15 protein-coding genes and 1 pseudogene are annotated in these 17306 nt (G+C 63.8%); 9 read left to right on the forward strand and 7 right to left on the reverse strand.

Features of this window, described 5'->3' with window-relative positions:
* Positions 1 to 32 precede the first annotated feature (32 nt).
* The 6 genes from F2P44_RS02020 to F2P44_RS02045 all read left to right on the forward strand — a co-directional run bounded on the left by F2P44_RS02020 (position 33) and on the right by F2P44_RS02045 (position 6521).
* Positions 33 to 506: a disulfide bond formation protein B gene (locus F2P44_RS02020; RefSeq protein ID WP_167084528.1), complete on the forward strand. Its 474-nt coding sequence runs from the start codon at positions 33 to 35 to the stop codon at positions 504 to 506.
* Positions 506 to 1351 carry a peptide chain release factor N(5)-glutamine methyltransferase gene (gene prmC / locus F2P44_RS02025; protein WP_167084530.1) on the forward strand — a complete coding sequence of 282 codons (846 nt, stop codon included), beginning with the start codon at positions 506 to 508 and terminating at the stop codon, positions 1349 to 1351. The genes F2P44_RS02020 and prmC overlap by 1 nt, the downstream gene beginning before the upstream one ends.
* 47 nt (positions 1352 to 1398) lie before the next feature.
* Positions 1399 to 3174 carry a DUF885 domain-containing protein gene (locus F2P44_RS02030; RefSeq protein WP_167084532.1) on the forward strand — a complete coding sequence of 592 codons (1776 nt, stop codon included), beginning with the start codon at positions 1399 to 1401 and terminating at the stop codon, positions 3172 to 3174.
* Positions 3175 to 3351: 177 nt separating this feature from the next.
* A complete protein-coding gene (gene gshA / locus F2P44_RS02035; RefSeq protein WP_167084534.1) occupies positions 3352 to 4944 on the forward strand; it encodes a glutamate--cysteine ligase in 1593 nt (530 codons plus the stop codon).
* Between the two features lie 14 nt (positions 4945 to 4958).
* Positions 4959 to 6002, forward strand: a complete 1044-nt coding sequence (locus F2P44_RS02040; RefSeq protein ID WP_167084536.1) for a histone deacetylase family protein — start codon at positions 4959 to 4961, stop codon at positions 6000 to 6002.
* A 57-nt stretch (positions 6003 to 6059) separates the two neighbouring features.
* The gene (locus tag F2P44_RS02045) at positions 6060 to 6521 is read left to right on the forward strand and encodes a GNAT family N-acetyltransferase (protein ID WP_167084677.1); all 462 of its coding nucleotides are present in this window, start codon (positions 6060 to 6062) and stop codon (positions 6519 to 6521) included.
* Here the strand turns inward: F2P44_RS02045 and F2P44_RS02050 are convergent.
* The 4 genes from F2P44_RS02050 to F2P44_RS02065 form a co-directional block, all read right to left on the reverse strand.
* The gene (locus F2P44_RS02050) at positions 6496 to 7563 is read right to left on the reverse strand and encodes a PEP-CTERM sorting domain-containing protein (RefSeq protein WP_167084538.1); all 1068 of its coding nucleotides are present in this window, start codon (positions 7561 to 7563) and stop codon (positions 6496 to 6498) included. The genes F2P44_RS02045 and F2P44_RS02050 overlap by 26 nt on opposite strands.
* Positions 7482 to 8699, reverse strand: a complete 1218-nt coding sequence (locus F2P44_RS02055; RefSeq protein ID WP_167084540.1) for a PEP-CTERM sorting domain-containing protein — start codon at positions 8697 to 8699, stop codon at positions 7482 to 7484. Before F2P44_RS02055 ends, F2P44_RS02050 begins: the two co-directional genes overlap by 82 nt.
* A 122-nt stretch (positions 8700 to 8821) precedes the next feature.
* Positions 8822 to 9271 (reverse strand): FKBP-type peptidyl-prolyl cis-trans isomerase, encoded by a 450-nt coding sequence (locus F2P44_RS02060; RefSeq protein ID WP_167084542.1) that lies wholly within the window; start codon positions 9269 to 9271, stop codon positions 8822 to 8824.
* 109 nt (positions 9272 to 9380) lie between these two features.
* A complete protein-coding gene (locus F2P44_RS02065) occupies positions 9381 to 11261 on the reverse strand; it encodes a potassium transporter Kup (protein WP_167084544.1) in 1881 nt (626 codons plus the stop codon).
* Positions 11262 to 11517: 256 nt separating this feature from the next.
* Here F2P44_RS02065 and rarD point away from each other — a divergent pair, with 256 nt between their 5' ends.
* Complete coding sequence (gene rarD / locus F2P44_RS02070) at positions 11518 to 12384, forward strand: EamA family transporter RarD (protein WP_167084678.1); 867 nt, start codon at positions 11518 to 11520, stop codon at positions 12382 to 12384.
* Between the two features lie 64 nt (positions 12385 to 12448).
* Here the strand turns inward: rarD and F2P44_RS02080 are convergent.
* A pseudogene (locus F2P44_RS02080) lies at positions 12449 to 13221 on the reverse strand (choice-of-anchor L domain-containing protein).
* A 300-nt stretch (positions 13222 to 13521) separates the two neighbouring features.
* On the opposite strand from F2P44_RS02080, the gene ettA reads away from it, so the two are divergent.
* A complete protein-coding gene (gene ettA / locus F2P44_RS02085; protein WP_054265535.1) occupies positions 13522 to 15189 on the forward strand; it encodes an energy-dependent translational throttle protein EttA in 1668 nt (555 codons plus the stop codon).
* A 130-nt stretch (positions 15190 to 15319) separates the two neighbouring features.
* Positions 15320 to 15784, forward strand: coding sequence for an REP-associated tyrosine transposase (locus F2P44_RS02090; protein ID WP_167084548.1), 465 nt, complete (start codon positions 15320 to 15322; stop codon positions 15782 to 15784).
* 167 nt (positions 15785 to 15951) lie between these two features.
* Here F2P44_RS02090 and F2P44_RS02095 read toward each other — a convergent pair whose 3' ends face one another.
* The gene (locus F2P44_RS02095) at positions 15952 to 16509 is read right to left on the reverse strand and encodes a porin family protein (protein WP_167084549.1); all 558 of its coding nucleotides are present in this window, start codon (positions 16507 to 16509) and stop codon (positions 15952 to 15954) included.
* Between the two features lie 203 nt (positions 16510 to 16712).
* Positions 16713 to 17306 (reverse strand): alpha-ketoglutarate-dependent dioxygenase AlkB family protein, encoded by a 594-nt coding sequence (locus tag F2P44_RS02100; protein ID WP_167084551.1) that lies wholly within the window; start codon positions 17304 to 17306, stop codon positions 16713 to 16715.

A 17306-nucleotide genomic window follows, 5' to 3' on the forward strand; every position in this document is an offset into this window, starting at 1 on the left:
ACGCCAATAAAAACACTTCTAGGACTTATCCGATGCCAAATAACCGCACGATCCTGATGTCACTCTCCGCCATCTGCTTCGCCCTGCTTGGCGCGGCGCTGTACCTGCAACACTACAAGAACATGCTGCCATGCCCGCTGTGCGTGATCCAGCGCTACGCCTTCTTCTTCTGTGGGCTGATCTGCCTGGCGGCGGCGTCGGCCAGGCAGTTCAAGCTGTGGAGCTTCTTCGGGCTGGCCGGTTCGCTGACCGGCCTGTTCTACGCCGGCAAGCAGCTGTGGGTGCTGGCCCATCCGGGCAGCTCGTGCGGCATCGATCCGCTGCAGACCATGCTCAATAAAGTCCCGACCGCGATTTACCTGCCATGGATCTTCGAGGCCGACGGCTTGTGCGAAGATGCGGTCGACACCCTGCTTGGCCTGACCATCCCGCAATGGTCGGCGCTGTGGCTGGCCATCATCAGCGCCTCGCTGCTGTTCGTACTGGCACGCCGCAGCAACCGCTGATGGCGCTGACGATCAGCGCCGGGACCCGGGTCGGCGCGCTGCAGGCACTGCTGCCGCTCGACCCGCTGGAAAACCGCATCCTGGCCTGCCATGCGCTGGACATCACGCGCATCGGCCTGATCACCCAGTCCGAACGCGTGCTCACCGCATCCGAGGCGGCCACCTTGAGCGCGCTGGTCGAACGGCGCCTGCAAGGCGAGCCGATTGCCTACATCGTCGGCCGGCGCGAATTCTACGGCCTCGATTTTGCCGTCAGCGAGGCGGTGCTGATTCCCCGTCCCGACACGGAACTGCTGGTCGAACTGGCGCTCGAACGCCTGCCCGTGCGCGGCCGCATGCTCGACATGGGGACCGGCAGCGGCGCCATCGCGGTGGCCGTGGCCCACACCCGGCCCGATGCCGGCGTCACCGCCCTCGACGTCAGCGCCGCCGCACTCGAGGTGGCGCGCGCCAACGCTGGCGCCAACCGCGCCGCCGTGCGCTTCGTGCACAGCGACTGGTTCACCGCCATCGAGGGCGAATCGTTCGACCTGATCGTCTCCAATCCCCCCTACATCGCCAACGGCGACGTCCACCTGGGCCAGGGCGATTTGCGCTTCGAGCCGGTGGGCGCGCTGACCGACCATGCCGATGGCCTGTCGGCCCTGCGCACCATCGTGGCCGGCGCGCCGCGCCATCTGGCGCCGCAAGGCTGGCTGCTGATGGAGCATGGCTACGACCAGGCGGCCCGGGTGCGTGCCCTGCTGGCCGGCGGCGGCTACACCGGGGTCCAGAGCTGGCGCGACCTGAGCGGCATCGAAAGAGTCAGCGGTGGCCAGGCGGCAGGACAAGGGCGCGCCGCCTGAATTGTGCCGTGCCGCGTGCGTACCAGCGCCTTTGCTAAAATGACCCGATGCGCAAACTGATCGCCATCTGTGTCCTGATGCTTGCCCCGCTGGCCGCCGGCGCGGGACCGGCCGTCACGCCCGAGCGCCTCACGCCGGACCAGCAGGCGCGCGCCCTGTTCGACAGCGACTGGCAGTGGCGCCTGCAAAACCAGCCCGAATACGCCACCACCGTGGGCGACTACCGCTACGACGCCACCCTGAGCGACACCACCCTGGCCGCCAGCCGGGCAGCCAATGCGCACCAGCGCAAGATGCTCGAACAGGCCAGGCAGATCGAACGCGACAAACTCACCGGCCAGCAGCAGCTGTCCTACGACCTGTTCGTGTGGGAGAAGGAGCAGGCGGTCAAGGCGGCCGCGCTGTACCCGTTCCAGGCGCAGCCAATCAGTTCCTGGGCCGGCATCCACCTCACGCTTGCGCAACTGGCCGCGCAGATGCCGTTCGCCACCGAGACCAACTACCGCAACTACCTGGCGCGCCTGGACGCGGTGCCGGCCCACGTGTCCGGCCTGATCGAACAATTGCGCGAAGGGATGCGCACCGGCTGGGTCGCGCCGAAGGTAGCGGTGCGCGGCGTGCCGTCCATCCTCAGGCAACTGCGCGAAAACGCAGTTGACGGTGCACTGGGCCTGCCGTTCCGCCAGATCCCGGCCAGCATCGACAAGCCGGTGCGCGACGCCCTGGCGCTGGCCGGTCCCGCGGCGCTGCGCAACCGCGTGGCGCCGGCGCTACAGGAGCTGGAAGAATTCCTCCGCAACGAGTATCTGCCGGCCGCGCGCGAGTCGATCGCGGCCAGCGCGCTGCCGTCCGGGCTCGATTACTACCTGCTGGCGGTGATGCGCCAGACCACCATCGAGATGGCCCCGGCCGACATCCACGCGCTCGGCCTGAAGGAAGTGGCGCGCCTGCGCACCGAGATGGCGGCGGCAATCGCGCGCACCGGTTTTGCCGGCAGCTTCGCCCAGTTCATCGTGTTCGCCAATACCGACCCGCGCCTGTTCTACACCAGTGCCGACCCGCTGCTGGCGCGCTACCGGCGCATCATCGCGCGCGCCGGCGCGGCCATGCCCAAGCTGTTCGCGGCCGTGCCCACGCAGGAAGTGCTGGTCAAGGCGGCCTCCGGGCCGGGCACCGACAAACAGGGCGCGGCCTGGTACGAGGCCGGCAACGCCGAGCGTCCGGCGGCCTTCGTGGTCAACACCGCGCTGCTGGAGACGCGTCCGATATGGGAGATGGAAACGCTGGCCCTGCACGAAGCGCTGCCCGGCCACCACCTGCAGGTGGCGCGCGCCGCCGACATGGCCGACCTGCCGGCCTTTCGCCGCCATGGCTGGCACGCCGCCTACGGCGAAGGCTGGGCCCTGTATGCGGAGTCGCTCGGGCCGGAGCTGGGCTTTTTCAAGGAAGCGTTTTCGGCCTTCGGCCACCTCAACGCCGACATGTTCCGCGCGGTGCGGCTGGTGGTCGATACCGGCATCCACACCCAGGGCTGGACGCGCCAGCAGGCGATCGACTACATGAACGCCAACACCGCCAACGCGCCGTCCGACAACGAGCTGGAAGTGGACCGCTATATCGCCTGGCCGGGACAGGCGCTCGGCTACAAGATCGGACAGCTGAAAATCCGCGCCCTGCGCGACAAGGCGCAGGCGGCGCTGGGCGACAAATTCGATATCCGGCGCTTTCACAGCGTGGTGCTCGATAACGGACCACTCACCCTGGCGCTGCTCGAACAGCAGGTCGACGCATGGATCGCGGCGGCCAGAAAACCGGCGTCGTAGGCGCCTGATGCGCCCCCGCGCGTCGCCCCTGCATTGCATATAAAATAAGCCTTGTCGGAAAAATCACGTCCCATCCCAGCAGAATTGGCGCCGCAAACCGGCGCCTCAGGCGCGCTCGCCGGATTTCGGTTAATCTCGCAGCACTTACCTATTTGGCAGTACAAGAAAGGATTCACCGTGTCGAACCAACTGACCCGCCGCCTGGCCCTGCTCGACGATGATGAACACCGCGCCCTGCTGGGCCAGGGCCTGCGCGGCATCGAGCGCGAAACGCTGCGCGTGGACCGCGCCGGACGCCTGGCGCGCACCCCGCACCCGCAAGCGCTGGGCGCCGCACTGACCCACCCGCAGATCACCACCGACTACGCCGAAGCCCTGCTTGAATTCATCACGCCGGCGGAAAACGACATCGGCACCACCCTGCACAAGCTCGACGCCATCCACCGCTACGCCTACACCAAGCTGGGTGACGAAATGCTGTGGAGCGAATCGATGCCGTGCGAGCTGCCCGACGAAGCCGACATCGACATCGCCTGGTACGGCACCTCGAACATCGGCATGCTGAAACACGTGTACCGGCGCGGCCTGGCGCTGCGCTACGGGAAAGCGATGCAGTGCATCGCCGGCATCCACTACAACTACTCGCTGCCGGAGCAGATGTTCCAGCTGTTTTCAAACAGCGAAGGCGTTGCCGAGGAACGGCGCTGCGCCGTGCGCGACTTCCAGTCCGAAAGCTACATCGCCCTGATCCGCAACTTCCGCCGCTACAGCTGGCTGCTGATGTACCTGTTCGGGGCCTCGCCGGCGCTGTCCACGGGCTTCCTGCGCGGACGCGAACACCAGCTCGAAACACTCTCAAGCGACACCCTGTACCTGCCGTATGCGACCAGCCTGCGCATGAGCGACCTCGGTTACCAGAACGACGCGCAATCGGGCCTGACGCCGCACGAAAATTCGCTGGAGAGCTACGTCACCACGCTGATGGACGCGGTGAACCGTCCGTACAAGCCGTACGAGTCGCTCGGCACCAAGCGCGATGGCGAGTGGATCCAGCTGTCGACCAACGTGCTGCAGATCGAGAACGAATACTATTCGACGATCCGGCCGAAACGCGTGATCCGCACCGGCGAGCGTCCGGTGCAGGCGCTGTGCAAGCGCGGCGTGCAGTACATCGAAGTGCGCTGCCTGGACGTCGATCCGTTCGAGGCGATCGGCATCAGCGTCGAAACGGGGCGCTTCATGGATGCCTTCCTGCTGTTCTGCGCCCTCGACGACAGCCCGCTGATCAACCAGATGGAAAGCCAGGTGCACGCCCGCAATTTCGCGCGTACCGTCAAGGAGGGACGCCGTCCCGGCCTGACCCTGACGCGCCATGGCGACGAGATTGCGCTGAAGGACTGGGCCAATGAACTGATCGAGCGCATCGCCCCGGTCGCGGCGCTGCTCGACAGCCAGCACAACGAAGATGGCGTGCATGCGGCCTCGCTGGCCGCGCAGCGCGCCAAGATCGCCAACCCGGCGCTCACGCCATCGGCGCGCGTGCTCGATGAAGTGCGCGCCCTCGGGTCCGCGGCCGCATTCGGCCTGCGCCAGAGCGAGCTGCATGCGGCGGCATTCCGCGACAGTCCGCTGATGCCGGCCGAAGCGGCGCTGTTCGACGGGATGGCGGCCGCCTCGCTGGCCGAACAGCTCATCATCGAGCAGACCCAGAGCGGCGACTTCGACGCGTTCGTCGCCGCCTACAACAGCAGCACATTGTGCGGCGACTGAGACGGTAACAGAGCGTGCTGACCTTCTATAACGAGCACCATGCCCAGCACCGCGGGCGCCACGAAATGTTCCGTGGCGCGCTGGTGCCGTGCTTCGAAAAACCGGAGCGGGTCGACATGGTGCTGGCCGAATTCGAGCGGCGCGGCCTGGGCAAGGTGGTTACGCCGCACGGCGTGTCGCTGGTCTCGCTGGAACGCATCCACACCCCGCGCTACCTGCATTTTTTGCGCAACGCCTGGAGCGAGTGGGTCGCGCTCGACGAAGCGAACGCCGACAAGGATGCGTTTCCGTCGGTGTGGCCGATTCGCGGCATGCGCACCGATATCGAGCCCGATAATTTTGCCGCGCGCATGGGCCTGTATTCGATGGACAGCGGCACGCCGCTTACCGCCGGCACCTGGATCGCGGCCAAGACCGGGGCCGACTGCGCGGTCAACGCCGCCCACGCGCTGCGCCTGGGCGAACGCGGCACCTTCGCGCTGACCCGCCCTCCCGGACACCATGCGGGCGCCGATTTTTTCGGCGGCTACTGCTTCCTGAACAATGCCGCGCTGGCGGCCCAGCACCTGCTCGACGACGGCGCCAAGAGGGTCGCGATCCTCGATATCGACTACCACCACGGCAACGGCACCCAGAGCATTTTTTATGGCCGCAACGATGTGCTGTTCATCTCGATCCACGCCGATCCGCGCACCGAGTATCCGTTCTACCTGGGCCACGCCAGCGAGACCGGCGACGCCGAGGGCAAGGGCTACAACATGAACCTGCCGCTGGCGGCCGGATCGACGCCGGCGCAGTGGTTCCTGGCGCTGGAATCGGCCTGCGTCAAGCTGGCCAGCTTCGCGCCGGATGCGCTGGTGGTGTCGCTCGGCGTCGATACCTTCGCGGGCGATCCGCTGTCGTCCTTCGCGCTGCACAGCAGCGACTTTTTGCGCATCGGCGAACGCATTGCGCACACCGGCCTGCCGACCGCGTTTGTATTCGAGGGCGGCTATGCGGTCAACGAGATCGGCATCAATGTCGTGAATGTCCTCGAAGGTTTTGAAACCGCTAACTAGAACGATGAAAGAGTCTCCATGACCCAACACCCGCAGGCCGCACCGGATGCCGCCATGATGAAAGCACCCATCGATTGGGAATGGCGCCACTTCGACGCGCTGTCCGGCGCCGATCTGTATGCGGTGATGGCCAGCCGCCAGGATGTGTTCATCCTGGAGCAGACTTGCCTGTATCCGGACCTCGATGGCTACGACCAGGGCGCGCACCACCTGCTTGGCTGGCGCACGGTCGACGGCGCGCGCGTGCTGGCGGCGTATTTGCGCTGCCTCGCCCCCGGCGTGAAGTACGATGAAATGTCGCTCGGGCGCGTGCTCACCACCAAAGACGCGCGCGGCGGCGGCAGCGGACGCGCGCTGGTGGCCGAGGGCATCGCCTGCGCCGAACGCCAGTATCCGGGCCAGCGCATCCGCATCGGCGCCCAGCAGCACCTCGAACCGTTCTACGCCAGCTTCGGCTTCACGACGGTGAGCGCGCCCTACGACGAAGACGGCATCATGCACATCGACATGCTGCGCTGAGGCGGCGCCAGCCGAGCATGCCCAGCCCGGCCAGCAGCATGGCCCAGGCACCCGGTTCGGGCACCGGTGCCAGTTGCAGCAGCAAGCCGCCGCATCCTTCGCTGTCGTGGCAACCGTAGGCGGCGATCTGGCCCAGGTCGTTGATGCCGGCGGCGCTGTACACGGTCCAGCCGAGCGCGGGATCGATCAGCGTGTTCAGGTCGCTCATGTGGCCGTTGGCGTAGATAAACGCAAAGGAAGGCACTTGCAGCGCACCGCCCAGGTTGCCGACCACCTCGCCCCGGTTGTTGAGCGCGGTGCCCCAGGCGCCCAGGCCGTACATGCTTCCCAGCACCTGCGTCATGCCGTTGGTGGTCAGGTAGGCGGCTTCCGGCCCGTGCCAGTCGGTCCCGGTGATCTGGCCACGCTGGTTGACGGCGTTGGCGCTGCTGATGCCCGAAGGCGAATAGTTGAGAGCGCGCATGACGCCGTTTTCATACACAAACGCGGTCTGCGGCGGATGGATGTCGCCCTGCGCCAGCGCGCTGCCCACCACGCGCCCGGCGTTGTTGATGCCGGTAGCCCAGATGCTGGCGCCACCGAGATTGCCGATGTCGCGCAGTTGTCCGCCTTCCCGTACAAAAGCGCCCCAGCCAGTGCCGGGCGCATGAAAATCGCCCGCCACCTGGCCCAGGTCGTTGATCGCCGTGCCGCGCGACACCTTGCCGCCGCCGACGGTGCCGAGGTCGGTCATCACGCCCTTGCTGCAGATAAATGCGTGTTCTTCGCCATCGGCCGTGAGCGCGCCGCCGGTCACGTCGCCGAAGCGGTTGAGCGCGGCGCCGGTACTGCTGGCGCCGCCCAGGGTGCCGAGGTCGGTGCCGCCGCCGGCCGACCACAGGTAGGCGTGGTCGTGGCGGGTGCCGACGATCTGGCCGGCATTGTTGATGCCGGCCGGACTCATGGCGTCAGGCAAGACGGTCAGGGTGTAGACCGGTATGGCGGCGCTGGCGGAGGCCGATAGCAGCAGCGCGAGTGCAAACACAGGAAGGGAAGTCGGCATGGCGGATTCCTCGACAGTGGACAAGCTGCCATCGTGCGCGCCACGGCGCCGCACACCCTGTGGTATGTCATGCGCCCGGTGCGCAAGCGGCACCAGCCGAGCACGCCCAATCCGGCCAGCAACATGGCCCAGGTGGCCGCTTCGGGTGCCGGCGCCGGTTGCAACAGCAGGCCGCCGCACTCGCTACCGTCGGCGCGGCAACCATAGGCGGCGATCTGGCCGCTGTCGTTGATGCCGGTGGCGTTGAGCACGGTGTAGCCGAGCGCCGGATCGATCAGGGTATTGATGTCGATCAGCCCGGCGCCCTCGTACAAAAAGGCGAGCGAGCCGGCGTCGCCGGGACTGTCGGAGCGGCCCACCACCTGGCCGCCCAGGTTGACCGCATTGGCGTAGCTGCGCCGCCCGCCCAGGGTGCCCAGGTCGGTCATCTTGCCCTTGGCATACACGAAGGCATGCGCGCTACCCTGCACCCAGGCATTGCCGACCACGGTACCGGCATCGTTGATGGCGGCGGCGGCGCTGTAGCTGCCGCCCAGGGTGCCGAGGTCGCTCATCTTGCCGTTCGCGTACAGAAAGGCATGCGCCAGGAATGGCGAGCTCTCGTCCAGCGCCGACACGCCGACCACCTGGCCGCCGGTGTTGATGCCGGCCGCGTAGGCGAAGTCGCCGCCCAGGGTAGCGCGGTCGGTGCTGGCCGCGCCGTTGTACAGGAAAGCCCGGTAGGCCGGCGTGCCGGTCTGGTACTGCCCGGCCACCAGTCCGGCATCGTTGATGGCGGTGCCGAGGCTGTTGGTGCTGCCAGGAATGGCCAGTGCGGCCAGCTTGCCGCCGGCGTAGCGAAAGGCGCGCGCTTCCCCGCCCGGCAGGCTGGCATGGCCGGTGGCCTGGCCGTGCTGGTTGATGGCGGCAGCCGAACTGTCGGGGCCGCCGAAGGTGCCGATCGCGGCCAGGGTGCCGCCCGACCAGACGAAGCCGCGCCGGCCGCCCTCGCTGGCATGGTCGCCGACGATCTGGCCGGCATTGTTGATGCCGAGGGGATTGGTATTGGGAGGCAGCGGCGTGAGCGCATAGCGCGACGCGGCAACGCTGGCAAGCGGCGCCAGCGCGAGGGCAAACAGGAAGGCAGGTGCAACCATGGCTTGATCCTTTCAGGCTGTGAAAGGATCAAGCATCGGCCGACTTTGCGCACTTTATTTGAGGCGCATCAGTCGCGCGCCGATGCGCTCAGCACCGGCGCGGCGCACGCCACACTGCACACTTACTTGACGCCAACCAGTTCGATGTCGAACACCAGGCCGGCGTTGCCTGGAATGGTGCCCTTGCCGTTCGGACCGTACGCCAGGGACGATGGAATCGACAGGGTGCGCTTGCCGCCCACTTTCATGCCCGGGATGCCCTGGACCCAGCCTTCGATCAAGCTGCCCGTGGCCAGCGGAAACTCCACCGGCGCCTTGGAAGTCTCGAAGTTCGCGCCTTTATTGTCGGGCTTGCTCGAATCGTAGAGATAGCCGCTGTAGTTCACGGTGACTTTCTTGCCGACTGCGGCTTCAGCGCCGGTGCCGACCACCGTATCTTTGCTGACCAGGGTGGCCGGATTGGTGACGACCGTGATCGGCGGCACCTGGACCGGGCTGTCATCGGAACTGCCGCAAGCGGTCAGGGCAAGGGTGGCAACGAAGGCGGCGGTCAGGGTAAGCTTGAGTTTCATGGAATCCTTGTAGCGGTGACGGAAAAAGTTGCCAAAGTTTAGCAGTAGTTGCCCGTCACCGCAGCATGCGTCTCGCATCAAAAGTGTGGCGTTTATGTATTGAGTTGTATCAGATTTCGACCTGGGTACCCAGTTCGATCACCCGGTTGGGAGGAATCTGATAGTAGTCGGCGGCGCCGCGGGCATTGCGCGACATGGTCACGAACAGGTGCTCGCGCCATGGCGTCATGCCGCCGCCCGGCGCCGAAATGACGGTCTGGCGCGCGATGAAGAAGGAGGTTTCCATCATCTCGAACGGCAAGCCGAGCTCGGCGCACTGGAACAGCACCTTGGGAATGTCCGGTTCATCCTTGAAGCCGTAGAACACATTGATCTGGAAGCAATTGTGTCCCAGGTCGGTGACCTTGGCCTGCTCGGCCGCCGGCACCCACGGTTCTTCCAGCATGTGCACGGTGAGGAATACCACGCGCTCGTGCAGCACCTTGTTGTGCGACAGGTTGTGCAGCAGCGCGTGCGGCACGCCGTCGCTTTCGCCGCGCAGGAAAATCGCGGTACCGTACACGCGGGTGGGCGGCGCCACGAACAGCGACTGCAGGAACTCGTCGAGCGGAATGGCGTGCGATTGCAGGTTCTCGAACACCAGCTGGCGGCCGCGCTTCCAGGTCATCATGCCGGTAAACAGGATCGCGCCCAGCAGCAGCGGGAACCAGCCGCCATGGAACAGTTTCAAGGTGCTCGACGAGAACAGCATGATGTCCATGATGATGAAAAAGCCGGTCGCGCCGAAGCACAGCGCCAGCGGCAAGTGCCAGCGGTAGCGCGTGACGAAGAAGGTCAGCACGGTGGTGCACAGCATGGTGGCGGTGACCGCGATGCCGTAGGCGCCGGCCATGTCGTCGGAGGACTGGAAAATCAACACGCCGATCAGCACCACCACCAGTTGCAGCCAGTTCACGGCCGGGATGTAGATCTGGCCAATTTCGCTTTCCGAGGTGTGCAGCACGCGCATGCGCGGCATCAGGCCGAGCGCGATGGCTTGCTTGGTCATCGAGAAGGTGCCGGAAATGGTCGCTTGCGAGGCGATCACGGCGGCCATGGTCGAGAGCAGCACCAGCGGGTAAATGCTCCAGCTGCCGAGCTGGTTGTAGAAGGGGTTGCTCACGTGCTCGGGATGCATGATCAGCAGCGCGCCCTGGCCCATGTAGTTCAGCGCCAGCGCCGGAAAGGCGATCAGGAACCAGGCCGCGCGGATCGGCTTCTTGCCGAAGTGGCCCATGTCGGCGTACAGCGCCTCGGCGCCGGTCAGCGACAGCACCACCGCGCCCAGCGCGATGAAGGCGGTGTACTTGTTTTCCAGCATGAAGCGGAAAGCGTGCAGCGGATTGAGGGCGGCCAGGATCTGGGGCGCCTCGATGATATTGACCACGCCCATGGCCGCCAGGGCGGCGAACCAGAGCACCATGATCGGCCCGAACCAGCGCCCGATGCCGGCCGTGCCGCGCCGCTGCACCGAATACAGGCACACCAGCACGATGGCGGTAATGAGCAGCACCACCCAGTTGGGAATCCCGGGAATGGCGACCTCAAGGCCTTCGATCGCGCCGAGCACCGAAATGGCGGGGGTAATCACGCTGTCGCCATAGAACATGGTGGCGCCGAACACGCCCAGCACCATCAGCGGGAAATACCATTTGGACGCCTTGGTCACCGAGTTCAGCGCCAGCGCCATCAGCGCCATGATGCCGCCCTCGCCGCGGTTGTCGGCACGCAGGATCAGCGCGACATACTTGAGCGAGACGATCAGGGTCAGCCCCCAGAAGATCAGGGAAATGATGCCAAGGATATTCGGAGTGTTCAGGACCAGGCCATGATCCTCGTGGAACACGGCTTTGAGGGTGTACAGGGGACTGGTACCGATATCGCCGTAGACGATACCAATGGCGGCCAGGGTCAGGGCCCCCAGGCTGCTCTTCTTGTGTTGCGCTGTCAAGATTGCACCGTATTCTTGTTTTGGTGCATTGCACAATAGAAGATGATCAGGCAAAAAGCAAGGACAATTCGTTGCATCATTCATACCCCCAGTTACCGCAAGAATTTCTCTTGCTTTGAAGATGAGATGATAAACGAGCCTGGCGCTGGTACGCGTTCGCGATGGCAAAAAGGCATCGGCGGCGAATCGGCGCTGGCCGGCAAGCTTCCTCTATCTGCGAGATAATGTTGATCCAATGAATCTCTGATTGTCACTCATGCGTACCGGCATCCTGTCCGCCGCCCTGGCCTTCCTGTGCTGGGGCCTGTTTCCCTTGTATTTCCATGCCCTCAAGGAAGTGCCGCCGGCCCAGATCATGGGCCACCGCGTGCTGTGGTCGCTGATGTTCCTGGTGATCGTACTGAGCTTCCGCCAGCAGTGGAAATGGCTGGGGGCGCTGCGCCAGCAACCGCGCGTGGTGGCCAGCTTCGCCCTGAGCGCGCTGCTGCTCAGTTTTAACTGGCTGCTGTACATCTGGGCCGTCAACAGCGGCCATGTGATCGAAGCGAGCCTGGGCTACTTCATCAATCCCCTGTTCAATGTGATGCTGGGCTACCTGGTGCTCAAGGAAAGGCTGCGCATCGGCCAGTGGACGGCGATCGCGCTGGCCGCCTGCGGCGTGCTGTGGCTGACCTGGCAGGCCGGGCGCATGCCCTGGATCGCGCTGCTGCTGGCGGCCTCCTTCGGCGGTTACGGCTTGCTGCGCAAGACCGCCTCGCTGGGCGCGCTGGAAGGCTTGTCGTTCGAAACCATGCTGCTGTTCCCGTTCGCGCTGGGCTTCGTGGTCTGGCTGACCATGAGCGGCGACAACGCGTTCTTGAACAGCCCCTCGAACAGCACGCGCTGGCTGCTGATCGCCTCCGGACCGATCACCGCCATTCCGCTGCTGCTGTTTGCCAGTGGCGCGCGCAAGATTCCCCTGTCGGTGCTGGGATTGCTGCAATACATCGGGCCGACCATCCAGCTCAGCCTGGGTATTTATCTGTTCCACGAAGCCTTCACCCAGGAGCGCATGATCGGCTTTGCGATCATCTGGGGCGCGCTGGCCTTGTATGCGGCCGAGGGATTGCTCAAGCGCAAATAAGCAGGCGCCGAGCGGACAAAAAAATAGCGGCCCAGGGCCGCTATTTTTTATTCCAGCATCGTGCTTACGCTGCTTTTTTGCGCTTGGCAACAGCCAGGGCGGCCAGGCCCAGGCCCAGCAGCGCCAGGCTGCCTGGTTCAGGCACGCCGACCGGATCGGCGGCGAAGGTGCCGCCCTGGATGAAGACGCCCGAATCGAGGTTGGCATCGCCGCGGTCCTGGATCAGGAATTCGAAGGTGTTCACGCCAACCAGGCCGAACGCCTTGGCGGTCAGGACCGTGGTCAAGCCATCGTAGCCGGTGTCGACGGTCTGGCTGGCATTGTCGCGGTAGAAGCGGAGTTGAATTTGTTGTTCACGTTATTGATCGACACCACGCCGTTCGCGCCCGGAACCAGGGCAATGTTCACGCCGTTGAGCTTGAGTTCGAACAGATCGTTGAACTCGGTGCCGACGAATTCGTTGTATTCCTCGGAAGCGAAGACATAGTTGAAGAACACATTGCCGGTGGTGCTGGTGAAATTGAATTTCAGCGAGGTGGTGGTGCCGTCGCCGGAGCAGCTGCCGCCGTTACTGCCGCCGACCGCGCAAGCGGTGCGGCCGGTGGTCAGCAGCACGCCCTGGCCGAAACCGATGTTGCCGCCGTCGGTGAAGGTGCCGCTGGCGGCCGAGGTGGCGCTGGCCAGGCTGGCGTTGGTGATGCTCACGCCGGTGCCGCCCAGGGCAGTGGCCAGGGTCGTTGCGTTGGTGGTGTTGCTTACCACCAGTGCATGTGCCGAGCTGGTGGCCAAAATGAGAGCTGCGGCCGACATCACGCTGCGGATCAAAGGAAATGTCATCGTTGGTGTCTTTTCAGGTGAGAGTTGGAAATTTGTTGTTATCGGAGCGTACTGCCCGATAATTAAGCAATTTTCATATCTGAAATAAAAGATGCACAAAATCAATGACTTGAAGAAACATTGTATTGAGACATGTATGCAAGTGTAAAAAAATCCGACACCTGCAAGCAAGAATACTTGCACCATGCATAAATTGGACGGCGATCCCGCGCACGCCTTGCGGGCCGGCGCAGGAAAGGACCAATCCGGGGGCGACTTATTGTATCCTGTTGACCTTCCGTCCCCATTTCAAGAAACTCAATGGCCAATTACGTCTATACCATGAATCGCGTGGGCAAAATCGTCCCGCCCAAACGCCAGATCCTCAAGGATATTTCCCTGTCGTTCTTCCCCGGCGCCAAGATCGGCGTGCTGGGCCTGAACGGCTCCGGCAAGTCGACCTTGCTGAAAATCATGGCGGGCATCGATACCGACATCCAGGGTGAAGCCGTGCCGATGCCGGGCCTGAACATCGGCTACCTGCCGCAGGAACCTGTGCTCGATCCCGAGCAGACGGTGCGCCAGGTGGTCGAATCGGGCCTGGGCGAAGTGTTCGAGGCGCAAGGCAAGCTGGAAGCGGTGTACGCGGCGTATGCCGACGAAGATGCCGACTTCGACGCGCTGGCGACCGAACAGGCGCGCCTGGAAGCGATCATCTCGACCTCCGACGGCGGCAACCTGAACCTGCAGCTGGAAATGGCCGCCGACGCGCTGCGCCTGCCGCCGTGGGACGCCAAGATCGGCATCCTGTCGGGTGGCGAAAAGCGCCGCGTGGCGCTGTGCCGCCTGCTGCTGTCGAAACCCGACATGCTGCTGCTCGACGAACCAACCAATCACCTGGATGCCGAATCGGTCGACTGGCTCGAACAATTCCTGCTGCGCTTCCCGGGCACCGTGGTCGGCATCACCCACGATCGCTACTTCCTCGACAACGCTGCCGAATGGATTCTCGAACTCGACCGCGGCCACGGGATTCCGTGGAAAGGCAACTACAGCTCATGGCTGGAGCAAAAGAGCAACCGCCTCAAGCAGGAAGAAGCGACCGAGTCCTCGCGCCAGAAAACCATCGCCAAGGAACTCGAATGGGTGCGCCAGAATCCGAAAGGCCGCCAGGCCAAGAGCAAGGCCCGCCTGGCGCGCTTTAACGAGCTGTCCGAACACGAATACCAGAAGCGCAACGAGACGTCCGAGATCTTCATTCCCGTGGCCGAGCGCCTGGGCAATGACGTGATCGAATTCAAGAACGTGTCGAAGTCCTTCGGCGACCGCATGCTGATCGAGAACCTCTCGTTCATCGTGCCGCCGGGCGCCATCGTCGGCATCATCGGCCCGAACGGCGCCGGCAAGTCGACCCTGTTCAAGATGATCACCGGCAAAGAGCAGCCCGACAGCGGCGAAGTGGCCATCGGCCAGACCGCGCGCGTGTCCATCGTCGACCAGAACCGTGACGACCTGGCCAATACCAAGACCGTGTTCGACGACGTGGCCGGCGGCGCCGACACGCTCACCGTGGGCCGTTTCGACATGCCGTCGCGCGCCTACCTGGGCCGCTTCAACTTCAAGGGTTCGGACCAGCAAAAGATCGTCGGCAACCTGTCGGGTGGGGAACGCGGCCGTCTGCACCTGGCCAAGACCTTGCTGCAAGGCGGCAACGTCCTGCTGCTCGATGAACCGTCCAACGATCTGGACGTGGAAACCCTGCGCGCGCTGGAAGATGCCTTGCTGGAATTTGCCGGCAGCGTCATGGTCATTTCCCACGATCGCTGGTTCCTGGACCGCATCGCGACCCACATCCTGGCGTTCGAAGGCAACTCGCAAGTCACTTTCTTCGACGGTAACTATCAGGAATACGAAGCCGACAAGAAGAAACGCCTGGGCGAAGAAGGCGCCAAGCCGAAGCGGATCCGCTACAAGCCGCTGACGGTGTAACACCTGTCCCATCGCGCGCCAGCACGGCGCGCGATGGCGCAAGGCTTTTTTGCAGCACAGAGCGTTTCAGAAGTCCCTCATTTTTGCGCTAATCGACCACCAAGCACGCCGAGCCCGGCACACTGGACAGATGAATGACTATCGCGCCAACCGGGTCGCCGGGCACAGTTACTTCTTCACGGTCCGCCTGTCCGAGCGCGGCAGCACTTTACTGACCGAGCATATCGCCGCCTTCGGCGAGGCCATCCGCCAGGCGCGCAGCCGCAAACCGTTTCATGTCGATGCCTGGGTTGCCCTGCCCGACCATGCGCACGCCATCTGGACCTTGCCGCTCGGCGACGAGGATTGCGCCGCGCGCTGGCGCGCCGTCAAGATTGCATTCTCCAAATCCCTGAGCAAATCGCGCGCGACGCGCGGCACCGAGATCATCTGGGAACCGCACTACCAGCAGCATCCGGTCGCGGCCGACGAGTATGCCGGCCTGGTCGACTATATCCACCACAATCCCTTGCGCCACGGCCTGTGCGGCGCACCGCAAGAGTGGCAATGGTCATCGGTGCACCGCTTCGTCGCGGCCGGGATGGTGGCGTACTGAGAAATGGGCGTAATCCGGCCCGTCAACAGACAAAGCGCCTCCCGGTGGATACAGCAAGCGGAGGGGGCGCTTGCTGCACACACTGGAAGGCGCCGTGCCTGTTCCGGTCTGCCCTTCTGTCAGGAGCGGCCCGGGCTGTGCGTCAGACGCACAAGCCGGGCGCTGGATCAGAAGCTGTAACGAGCACCGACGGTGATGGCGTCTGCCTTGGCACCGAAGTCCTTGCTCTTGCCGTAGCGCTCGTATTCAAGCGTCAGGGCGACCTGTTTGTTGATGTTGTACTGGGCGCCAACGCCCGCATACACGCCGGTATCGCTTTCCTTGAAGTTCCGGTTGGACGGAGTGCTGTCCACCTTGCTGTAACCGACACCCAGCTTGCCGTAGACCGAGAACATCTCGTTCACAGGCATGGTGGCTTTGCCGGCGACATAAGCGCGTTTGCCGTCGGTGCTGCCGGTAAAACGATCATTGCCGATCTTGTAGCTGAATTCAGCCTTGCGCAGGTCGGTATAACCGGCTTCCACGCCCCACATCGGGGTGATATCGAGGCCGCCGAACACTTTCAGCGATGGCTTGTAGCCGTCGCCATCGAATTCGCTACCGCCAATTTTGAAGCTGTGATCGGACGATGCGACGCCCAGACCAATGTAGGGGGCCGGGCTTTGCGCCTGGGCAGCGGTCATCGCGGTGACGCCAGCGATCAATGCAAAAATGAGCTTTTTCATGCGGAATCCTTTGTGTAAAACAGTCTGTTCCGCAATTCCCAATGAATTGCGAGGTAACCAAGATAGCATTACCGAATCGGCGCATGAAGTGGCATTCCGTAAGACTTGTAAGGAGATGTAACGCATGAAAATGCGCCCAACTGAAATAACTGACTACATGTTCAGCTATATGTATTTTATAAATGCACTCATTTATGTGTAAATTAAAAGAGGAAGCGAAAAGTTAGGTTCACGCGCGGGCCGATGGGACGCGTCGACTTGTTAATTCCATGCAGCCAGTGCTTTTGTGTATTGCCAGACATCACTAGTAAAGTACCGTCTTTTAAGACTAGCTTAAGTGTCTGTTTCGTCTGTTTGTGGCGCAGGATGAAGGTTCTTTCGGCTCCGAAACTGAGCGAGGCGATGACTGGCTGCGGGCCGAGCTCGGCTTCGTCATCGCTGTGCATGCCCATGCTGTCGCGTTCGTTGCGATAGAAATTGAGCAGCACGCTGTTGAAGCGCTGCCCGCAGGCGGCCTCGACCGCTTGTTTCAGCGCCAGCTGCAGCGGCGTGAAGGGCAGCGGTTCCAGGCGCAGGCCGGAATAGGTATAGGCCGCCTCGCCATGCCAGGCGGTCAGGCGCGGCTGGAGATGCTGCTTGCCCCACAGGATGACCGATTCGGCGCGCCAGTCGGTCTCGGCGATCAGGCGGGCCAGCACCTCGGCGTTACTCAAGTGAAAAGGCAGCTGCGGCAGCACCGCGACCGTGCCATCGTCGAGCGGAAAAGGGCTTAACTGGTTTTGTTGAAACAGGTCCAT

It is taken from the genome of Massilia frigida, from assembly GCF_011682175.1.
GTDB lineage: Bacteria > Pseudomonadota > Gammaproteobacteria > Burkholderiales > Burkholderiaceae_D > Telluria_A > Telluria_A frigida.